Origin of the sequence: Rhodococcus sp. CX, assembly GCF_015865005.1 — a bacterium.
Taxonomy (GTDB): Bacteria; Actinomycetota; Actinomycetes; order Mycobacteriales; family Mycobacteriaceae; genus Rhodococcus.
Genome location: NZ_JADZGH010000069.1, coordinates 45,288 through 51,562 on the forward strand (window position 1 = coordinate 45,288; position 6,275 = coordinate 51,562).

Here is a 6,275-nt window from a genome sequence, read left to right on the forward strand (position 1 = left end):
CCGACATGAGGATCGCGGCCACCGCGGGGGAGATCGCCACCCCGGCGAAGGCCAGCACGCCGGCGGCGAGCGGCACCGCGACGATGTTGTAGCCGGTGGCCCACACCAGGTTCTGCCACATCTTCCGATAGCCGGCACGCGACAGTTCGATGATCGACAGCACCGCCCGCGGATCGTCCGCAGCCAGCACGACCCCCGCGGATTCGATCGCGACGTCGGTGCCCGCGCCGATCGCGACACCGACGTCCGCGCGAGCGAGGGCGGGTGCGTCGTTGACGCCGTCGCCGACCATCGCGACCCGGTGGCCGCGCTGCTGCAGTTCGGTGACCTTCGCGTCCTTGTGCTCCGGTAGCACCTCGGCCAACACCTCGTCGATGTCCAGGTCGGCGGCGACGGCATCGGCGACCTGCTGTGCATCGCCGGTGATCATCGCGACCCGCACCCCGCGGGCGTGCAGGGCCTCGATCGCCCGGCGTGACTCGTCGCGCACCGCGTCCTCGAGCGTGACCGCGCCGAGCACCTGCGCGCCGCGCGCGACGTGCAGCACCGAGGCGCCGCGCTGCACCCATCCGCCGGTGACGGCGGCAACCTCGTCGGGCACCGAGAGCTGCAGGTCGCGCAGCATCGCCGGTCCACCGACCGTCGCCTCCACACCGTCGACGACGGCGCTCACTCCGCGGCCGGGCAGCGACCGGAAGTCGGTGGCGGTGACCCGCGCGTCGTGGGGCACACGGTCCTCCGCCGCCGCGACGACGGCCCGCGCGACCGGGTGTTCGCTGTCGGCCTCGACCGCGGCGGCCACGGCGAGCAGCTCCTCGTCCGTGACACCCGTGGCGGGCGCGATGCCGGTCACCTGATGGCGACCCTGGGTGAGGGTGCCGGTCTTGTCGAACAGCACCACATCGACGGTGCGCATGCGTTCGAGCGCCAGGCGGTCCTTCACCAGAACCCCTGCCCGCGCGGCGCGTTCGGTGGAGATCGCGATCACGAGCGGGATCGCCAGACCCAGGGCATGGGGGCAGGCGATGACGAGCACGGTGACGGTGCGCACCACCGCCTCGTCGAGGTTGCCGAGCAGCGTCCACACCGCGAAGGTGAGCGCGCCGGTGACCGCGGCGAAGTAGAACAGGAACGCCGCGGCCTTGTCGGCCAGGGCCTGCGCGCGGGACGACGAGGCCTGTGCGTCGGCGACCATCCGCTGGATACCCGCCAGAGCGGTGTCCTCGCCGACTGCGGTGACACGTACCCGCAGGGAGCTGTCGGTGGCGACGGTGCCGGCGACGACGGTGTCGCCGACCTGCCGGACGACGGGTTTGGATTCGCCGCTGATCATCGATTCGTCGACCTCGGCGCGGCCGTCGGCGATGTTGCCGTCCGCCGGCACTCGCGCTCCGGCCCGCACGAGAACCAGGTCGCCGACCGTCAATTCGTCCAGCGGCACCTCGCGGGTGCCATCGTCGGTGATCTTCTCGGCGGTGTCCGGCAGCATCGCGGCGAGCGCCTCGAGTGCGCCGGACGCCGAACCCAGCGCGCGCATCTCGAGCCAGTGGCCGAGCAGCATGATGACGATCAGCAGCGCCAGCTCCCACCAGAAGTCGAGGTCGAAGCCGCCCAGGCCGAGCGTGGTGACCCACGAGGCGACGAACGCGACGCTGATCGCCATCCCGATCAGCAGCATCATCCCCGGCCGCCGGGACCGCAGCTCGGCCCAGCCGCCGGTGAGGAACGGCATGCCGCCGTAGACGAAGATCACCGTGCCCAGCACGGGCGGAATCCACGCGACCCAGGGGGCGTGCGGGAGGGTGTAGCCGAACAGTTCGGCGACCATGTGGCTGAACGCGACGACCGGCACCGACAACACGAGGCTGATCCGGAATCGTCGCCGGAACATCTCCCCGTGGGCTCCGTGTCCCGCGTGCCGATCGTGACCGCCGTGTGCGGCGTCGGCGGTGTGCGCGTCGTGACCGGCATGTGGATCCGGGCGCAGTGTCGTCTTCGTGGCGCCGGGTTCGATCTCGGGCTGGTGGTTGTGCATGGGCACCTCTCCGGGCTGGACGAAGGTGGACCTCTTGCTGGTCTTGTACCCGCATGGGGGTTTGCCACAACCGACGATATACCCCCAGGGGGTATGTGGCAAGGGTGATGATCGACGGCTCCCACGACCCCGCCCGACACCCGCCGACCCAGCAGACAGCCGCGCGCGGCATGCAGCGCGCCGCTGTCTCCTCGGTCGGCGACTGCATCGAGGCGCCCGCGCCGGCGTTTCAGTTGCATCGGTAACGAATCATTTACCTGACGGTGAGGAGCCGTCATCTTCGTCCCGTTCGATGATCCCTGTGACTGATTCGAACGTTTCGACCGTTTCCGGCGACCCCGTTCTCATCGACGGGTACATCCCGCAGATCGACCTGTCCCGGGCGTTGACCGGAGATTCGCAGGCGCGCGCGGCCGTCGGACGTGCCCTCGACAAGGCTTGCAGCACTTCGGGATTCTTCGTGATCTCCGGCCACGGCATCGACCGGGCGCTCATCGATCGGGTGCTGAGCGTGACCCGCGACTTCTTCCACGTGCCGCTCGAGGAGCGCCGGCACCTCGCCGCGCCGCCCGGTGACGTCACGCTGCGGGGGCTGCGCCTGTTCCACGAGGGCCGGGCCAGCACCCCGGGCCGCGACGGGGCCAGCGCCGATGGTTTCGCGACCCGCCTGGACTCGCCGCCCGACCTGTGCGAGCTGTTCACCATGAACCGCGCCGGTGAACCCGGAGTGGCCGATCCCGCCGAACTCGCCGAGGGATACGAGGTGTGGTCGCGTCCCAACCGCTGGCCCGACCTCCCCGGTCTCGAGGACTTCCGGCCCAGCTGGCTCGCGTACTACGCCGAACTCGAACACCTGGCACTCGAGGTGATGCGGTACTTCGCGCTCGGACTCGACCTCGACGAACACTTCTTCGACGGCATGTTCGACAACCACCTGACCAACCTCTGCGCGAACTACTACCCGCCCATCACCACACCGCCGGCCGAGGGGCAGTACCGCAAGTTCCCGCACACCGATTCCGGCACCCTGACGATCCTGTACCAGGACGAGGAAGGCGGCCTGCAGGTCGTCGACCGGTCGACCGGGGAATGGGTCGACGTGCCGTTCGTCGAGAACTCCTTCGTCGTCAACATCGGTGACCTCATGGCGATCTGGACCAACGACCGCTGGGTCTCCACCCGCCACCGCATCCTCACCCCGCCGCAAGAGAAGTGGGAGCGCGAGCGCGTCTCGATGCCGTTCTTCCACACCCCGAACTGGTCCACGATCATCGAGTGCCTGCCGTCGTGCACCGACGCCGACACTCCGATCGCCCACGAGGCCGTGCATTCCGGCGAATACCTCGAATACAAGGTCGTCGGACTCACCGCCTGATCGGTGACGCAACCCGGCCGCACGCACTCCCCAGGAGAATCATTTTGACGACCATGCACCGACGTGCCTTCCTCGCCCGCTCGCTGGGCGGCCTCGTGCTGCTCGGCGGAGGATCCGCCCTGCTCGCCGCCTGTTCCGGCAGCGACGGCGAATCCACCGGAGGCTCCGACGGCCCGCGCTCGCTGACGTTCCGCCTGTCGTACACCCACGGCGTCTCGTTCGCCGGCACCTACCTGGCGATCGCCGACGGGTTCTACGCCGCACAGGGTTTCGACACCGTGGAGCTCGTCGAGGGCGGACCCACCGCGACCCCGACACCTATCGACGTGGCGGTCGGCAAGGCGCTGATCGGGGTGGCGTCGTCCCCCGACCAGGTCGCCACAGCGCGCCTCAACGGCGGCGCCGGGGTCAAGATCGTCGGTGCGCTGTACCAGAAGAATCCCTACTGCGTCACGTCCCTCGCCTCCTCGCCGATCCGGACCCCGCAGGACATGGTCGGCAAGACCATCGGTGTCCAGGCGGTCAACGAAACCGTCTGGGCCGCATTCCTCGCCGGCGCCGGCGTCGACCCGGCCTCCGTCCGGACCGTTCCCGTCCAGTTCGATCCCACCCCGCTGACCGCGGGCGAGGTGGACGGCTGGTTCTCGTTCGTGACCAACGAACCGGTGACCCTCGCCGCGGCCGGGCACGCCGTCACGACGCTGCTGCTCGCCGACCACGGCTACCCCCTCGTCGCGCAGGTCTACGTCGCGGACGAGTCGTCGCTCGCGGGGGATCGGCGCGCGGACGTGCTCGCCTGCCTGACCGCCGAGATCGAGGGCTGGATCGCCGCGATCAAGGATCCCGACCGGGCAGCGACCATCGCGATCGAGCAGTACGCACCGGACCTGGGTCTCGACGCCGCCGTGCAGAGCGAGATCGCCCGCGTCCAGACCGGGCTCGTCGTCACCGACGACACCCGCCGGTCCGGGATCATGACGGTCACCGACGAACTCGTCGCGCAGAACATCGCCACCCTCGCCGACTCCGGCCTCGACATCACCGCCGAGGACCTGTTCGATCTGTCGCTGCTCGCCGAGATCTACTCGGCCCGACCCGAATTGGCGACGGCGCTCGCCGACGTCGCCGGATGAGTACCGCCACCGCCGCCCGGCCCGTCGCCGAAACCTCGGCGGCCGTCCCGACGCGTCGGCGCGGGACGTTTCGGGTCGACCGCAGGTTGGTCTCGGGCACAGTGGGATTCGCTGTTCTCCTGCTGGTGTGGACGGGTCTGGCGCTGCTGCGCCCGGCGCTGTTTCCCACGCCGGCAGCGGTTCTCGGCGCGTTCGTCGACGACCGCGCGCTGATCGCGGCCAACACTGCGGCGACCGTGCGGATCGCGGCGGCCGGTTGGCTGGCCGGCAACGTCGTCGCGCTCGCCGCGGCCGGACTGGTCGTGCTGGTGCCCCGGCTGGAATCGTTCGTGCTGCGGATCGCCGCGATCGTCTCGTTCCTGCCCGTCCTGGCGATCGGGCCCGTGCTGTACGTGCTGCTCGACGGGGACGCCCCGAAGATCGTGGTCGCGTCCCTCGGGGTGGTGCTCACCACCGTGGTGGGGGCGCTCGTCGGCCTGCGATCGGTGAGCCCGGCCGTGCTCGACGTCGTGCGCGCGGCCGGCGGCGGCCGCGGCGCGCAACTGCGTTTCGCGCGCCTGCGGGCGAGCCTTCCGAGTGTGCTGGCGAGCCTGCGCATCGCCGGACCCGCCGCCGTGCTCGGCGCCATCATCGGTGAATATCTGGGTGGCTCCGACGGTCTCGGTCCCGCCATGATGACGGCCCAGCAGCAACTGCAGGTGCCCCGCACGTGGGCGCTCGCGCTCGCGGCGACCGCCGTCGCGGGCATCGCCTACGCGCTTCCCGCGCTGGTGAACCGCGTGACGTCGCCGTGGACGCGCACGGTCTCCGCGTCCTCGGTGACGGTCGGGTCCACCGGCGCCGCCGGGCACCGTGTCGGGCTGCTCGGACTCGCCGGCGGGTTCGTGGCCTCGGTGGTTGTCATGATCGCGGCGTGGTGGGCGGCCGTCGAACTGTTCGACCTCAGCTCGTTCGTCGCCAAGACCCCCGACGACGTCGTCCGCTACCTGCTCACCGGCGACGACGCGGCCGCGCACCGGGCCGAGGTGTTCGGCGCGCTGGGCCAGACACTGTCGTCGGCCGCCGTCGGCTACCTCGCGGGAACCGCGGTGGCCTTGGTGCTCGTGACCGCGTTCGTGCGCTTCCCGGCGCTCGAGTACGTGATGATGCCGCCGGCGATCGTCCTGCAGTCGGTGCCGCTGGGCGTGTTCACCCCCGTCTTCATGATCATCTTCGGTCGGGGGCTGTTCACCGCCGCCTTCATCTGTGCTGCCGTCACCTTCTTCCCGACACTCGTGATGACACTCGCCGCCGTGCGGGCCGTGCCCAGCAGCATCACCGACGTGTTCGCGGTATCCGGAGCAAGCGCCCTGCGCACCTTCGTCGGTGCACAGCTGCCCGCCGCGCTGCCCGCGCTGCTGGCCGCCGCCCGTATCGCCGTGCCCGCCGCGGTCGTCGGCGCGTTGCTGGTGGAGTGGCTCGCCACCGGGACGGGCATCGGGTACCTCATGCTCCGCGCGACCACGACCTTCTCGTACGACCAGTTGTGGGCCGCCGTCGTGGTGTGTACGGGCACGATGATCGTCGCCTACACGATCGTCTCGGCACTCGAGTCGACGGTGTTCGCGCGGATGGGGGAGTGACGGAATCGCCGCGCATCCTCGGGCGGCGCAGAGCCGCCGAGCGAACAGACAGGAGCGCGCTGCCCGCCGCGCGCGGCTGTCTTCTGGATCTGCGGCAGGGTCGACCGCGG

At 70.5% G+C, this 6,275-nt stretch carries 4 protein-coding genes; 3 read left to right on the forward strand and 1 reads right to left on the reverse strand.

Annotated elements, in window-relative coordinates:
- Window positions 1–2,035, reverse strand: a 2,035-nt coding sequence (locus tag I0Q12_RS07535; protein WP_197251337.1) for a heavy metal translocating P-type ATPase, incomplete at its 3' end; no start/stop codon positions are given.
- A 301-nt stretch (window positions 2,036–2,336) separates the two neighbouring features.
- On the opposite strand from I0Q12_RS07535, the gene I0Q12_RS07540 reads away from it, so the two are divergent.
- The 3 genes from I0Q12_RS07540 to I0Q12_RS07550 are packed head-to-tail and all read left to right on the forward strand — an operon-like array spanning window position 2,337 to window position 6,165.
- A complete protein-coding gene (locus I0Q12_RS07540) occupies window positions 2,337–3,410 on the forward strand; it encodes an isopenicillin N synthase family oxygenase (protein ID WP_197251338.1) in 1,074 nt (357 codons plus the stop codon).
- Between the two features lie 53 nt (window positions 3,411–3,463).
- Window positions 3,464–4,543, forward strand: coding sequence for an ABC transporter substrate-binding protein (locus I0Q12_RS07545; RefSeq protein WP_197251339.1), 1,080 nt, complete (start codon window positions 3,464–3,466; stop codon window positions 4,541–4,543).
- Entirely contained in the window at window positions 4,540–6,165 is a 1,626-nt protein-coding gene (locus I0Q12_RS07550) for an ABC transporter permease (protein WP_197251340.1), read from the forward strand. Before I0Q12_RS07545 ends, I0Q12_RS07550 begins: the two co-directional genes overlap by 4 nt.
- Window positions 6,166–6,275 lie beyond the last annotated feature (110 nt).